At 43.9% G+C, this 3210-nt stretch carries 2 protein-coding genes; both read right to left on the reverse strand.

The genetic code is table 11. From position 1 onward, the window contains the following. Positions 1–61: 61 nt before the first annotated feature. Positions 62–1126 carry a potassium channel family protein gene (locus tag F6K20_RS30885; RefSeq protein WP_008186093.1) on the reverse strand — a complete coding sequence of 355 codons (1065 nt, stop codon included), beginning with the start codon at positions 1124–1126 and terminating at the stop codon, positions 62–64. A gap of 680 nt (positions 1127–1806) precedes the next feature. Further along, positions 1807–2364 carry a crossover junction endodeoxyribonuclease RuvC gene (ruvC, locus tag F6K20_RS30890; protein ID WP_008186095.1) on the reverse strand — a complete coding sequence of 186 codons (558 nt, stop codon included), beginning with the start codon at positions 2362–2364 and terminating at the stop codon, positions 1807–1809. Positions 2365–3210 lie beyond the last annotated feature (846 nt).

Raw genomic sequence — 3210 nt, forward strand, 5'->3', positions numbered from 1 at the left:
TGGGGGCTAGGGGGGCGAAACCATACTGAGAATCAGCAACGCCACATTCTCAGCCTAAGATCTATTTTGGCTTGGGCAGTCGTAGCAAATTGGAACGGATTGGACCGAGAATGCGGTTTAGCTCACGCAATTGATCAGCTGTCCCCATACAAATCAGCAGGTCTCCTGGTATGAGTTTAGTGTCACCGTCTGGTCCAGCAATCAGACGACCGGAATCCCGGCGAATTGCTAAAACCAAAGCACCAGTTTGCGATCGCAGTCGGGCTTCCCTGAGGGTTTTGCCCACGCAAGGACAGGTTTCGGGGTCTAGCAGAAACTCTTCCATATAAAAAGAGCTATCAGTTCCGGTTAGAATCCCATCCACAAAATCCATGACTTGGGGTCTAAGGGCTGCAGCTGCCAAGCGTCTACCACCAGTGATGTAGGGAGAGACTACAGCATCTGCACCAGCTCGCTGCAACTTTTGAACAGCTTCTTCGGAGCTAGCACGAGCGATGGCTCGAATTCGAGGATTGAGGGTTTTGGCAGACAAGATAATATAGAGATTTTCAGCATCTGAGGGCAGGGCAGCCACCAGACAAATTGCCCGTTCAATCCCCACATTTAGCAGAGTTTCATCCAAGGTGGCATCTCCGTGTACAGAAATACAACCCATATCCTGGACAGCCTGAACCTGTTCCAATCGGGAGTCAATTGTTACAAATGGGATGCCCTCAGCCTTAAATTCCAGAGCAATCTGACGCCCAGTCCGTCCAAACCCACACAAAATGTAGTGTTTCGTCAAACTATCTAGCAAGCGCTTCTGTTGCCTCATGCGAATTCCATCTTGAAAGTAGCCTTGAATTAGGGCTTCTGTAAACCGGTTAACAATGTAACCGATACTAATAATGCCCATAAAAATCAGACAAATGCTAAATAGTTTTGCCCGATCTCCCATCGGCCGTACTTCTTGATAGCCCACTGTCGAAAGGGTGATTACCGTCATGTAGGCTGACTCCAACCAGCCCCAGCCTTCAACCACCCGATACCAAAGAGTTCCAATCAGAAATACACCCCCGAGAGTGATCGCACCGGCAATCAGCTCTTGGCGAAGACGTCGATATTTTTGCTCAAGGGTTGAATACACCGTTGCTTGTCATGGGTTAACTTAACTTAATACCTAGATAAAATTCAGGTGAAACTGGCAACACCGACAGCTGACAGTGGTTTTTAATATTACATATATGAATATGATTAAGTGTATTGGTTTTCTATCGGTATAGTTGACAAATATAGTTGACAGATATAGTTAACAAATATAGTTAACAAATATAGTTAACAAATATAGTTAATAAATATAGTTGATAAATATAGTTCACAGATACGGCGGTTTGCAATTCAGTTAGGTACAAAGTTCTGGGTTTTTAGGGAACAGAGAACAGCGGATCTGGGAACAGGGACAACAATCCTGTGTACCTGATAGTTATGCAAACCGCCCTATATAGTTCACAGATATAGTTCACAGATATAGTTCACAGATATAGTTCACAGATATATAGTTCACAGATATATAGTTCACAGATATATAGTTCACAGATATAGTTCACAGATATAGTTCACAGATATAGTTCACAGATATAGTTCACAGATATAGTTCACAGATATAGTTCACAGATATAGTTCACAGATATATAGTTCACAGATATAGTTCACAGATATAGTTCACAGATATAGTTCACAGATATAGTTCACAGATATAGTTCACAGATATAGTTCACAAATATAATATATAGTTCAAAGATATAGTTCACAGATATAGTAAAGTGTTCAAGACATATGAAACCAGGCGGTCAATGCGACTGCCAAGGCATCTGCTAAATCATCTGGTTTGGGGATGGTGTCTAAGTTTAACTCCCGCATAACAGCCTGCTGAACCTCATATTTATCCGCATTACCATATCCGGTCATTGCCTGTTTAATCTGACCCGGTGTAAACTCTACCATTGGAACTTGATGTTGTGCTGTTACTAACACCACAACACCCCGTGCCTGAGCTACGGAGATCGTAGTACTCATACGGTAGAAAAAAAGTTTTTCAATCGCCACCAGATCCGGTTGGCAGTGTTCAAGCAGGGTGTGTAAATCCTCGTAAATCGTACACAGTCGTGAGCCGTAATCAGTCTTGGCAGGGGTTTGGATGATGCCAAAATCTAGCAACTGCAATGGTTCAAGGGTTGCCTGTATTAGTGACTGCCTAGAAGGCTTGGCCACTCCTAAGGAGCCTTTTGTGTTTGCTGACTTACTAATTTTGGTGGTTTGGCAACTAATTGCGCCAAAACCTAAAGTAGCTAGTCCTGGGTCAATTCCCAAAATTCGCTTTTCCATCTGGCTCACTGCAGTTAATCCCTTTCGAGTGTAATCACTAAATTAGGTTAATGGTGTTAGTGCTATCATCCCTATTACCTAGTGCTATGATCCCTAGTACCTGTAGCGTTCGGCATTAAGTCATGACCTCTAAGCAGCCACACCTTAACGGGAATCAAAGAAGTCTGGGGTAGCTGACTACTTGGGATTATTCTGTTTCACCCCGTATTTTTTGGGGTTACGCTACTACTCTCATACCCTAAATGGCAACTCAATCGACCTCACCACTTTCGGCATATCCACGGGTAAATTCTGATCATAACGTTTAGGTACCGGATATTGTATTAATCACACCTTAGCCTAATTATCTGAAACTGTGGTGATCAGTACCAGCTTCATGGTGAATTCACCATTGAGGTGCGACCCAAGGGCGCGAGCAATCCCTCGCGCCCTTGGAGGCGCGCACCTTGATCAGTAATATCAATGAAAACCGCTATACCTGAAGGGTGAGCGGCTATGTGAATCACGCGCTTTTCACACGAATGTTTGATTAGGCAAAGAAAGTACCAATCTGACAGGCACTTCCGGAGCCTTAGCCGTTCCTCACTACATGCATCGCCTCCTTGTCAAGTGCTGGAGTTCGACCAGCAATGTCTATCCAGCTTTTGTACTTACCATACTCAGTGTAGTTATGTCCTCAATCAGTCTTTTCAAAAGAGCTCTACGTACCCTACAAAATGAATCGAGAGGTCGAATTCCTCAGCGGGTCAACCGTTGGTTTAAGTGGTTAGCCCCTGGATTACTGGTGAAGCGTTGGATACTTTTAAGTGCTGGTGGTGTAGTGCTAACAAGTTTGGGATTAGCGAT

The organism is Moorena sp. SIO2C4 (assembly GCF_010672485.1).
Taxonomy (GTDB): Bacteria; Cyanobacteriota; Cyanobacteriia; order Cyanobacteriales; family Coleofasciculaceae; genus Moorena; species Moorena producens.